At 70.0% G+C, this 440-nt stretch carries 1 protein-coding gene; it reads right to left on the minus strand.

Translation table 11 applies throughout. The features are described from left to right. Positions 1 to 440 (minus strand): beta-ketoacyl synthase N-terminal-like domain-containing protein (locus HWX62_RS32865; RefSeq protein WP_279610487.1); only part of this gene is annotated, 440 nt, incomplete at both ends.

Genomic DNA, 440 nt, shown 5'->3' on the forward strand with positions numbered 1-440 from the left:
CCGTCGACGATCATCGTGTCGACCAGCTTCGCGTCGCCCATCCGGAAGCCGTCGCGCGAGCCCGGCAGCACGTGCGGCGCCGCGCTCATGTTCTCCTGGCCGCCGGCGATCACGATCTCCGCGTCGCCCGCGACGATCGCGTTCGCCGCCAGCATCACGGCCTTCAGGCCCGAGCCGCACACCTTGTTGATCGTCATGCCCGGCACGGCGTTCGGCAGCCCCGCCTTGATCAGCGACTGCCGCGCCGGGTTCTGCCCGGAGCCGGCCGTCAGCACCTGGCCCATGATCACTTCGCTGACCTGCTCGGGCTTCACGCCCGCTCGCTCCAGCACTGCGCGGATCACCGTCGCGCCCAGTTCGGGCGCCGCAATCTTCGCCAGCGAGCCGCCGAATTTGCCGACCGCGGTGCGCGCGGCCGATACGATCACTACATCCGTCAT

Origin of the sequence: Burkholderia sp. BCC0506 (assembly GCF_902833145.1) — a bacterium.
Taxonomy (GTDB): Bacteria; Pseudomonadota; Gammaproteobacteria; order Burkholderiales; family Burkholderiaceae; genus Burkholderia.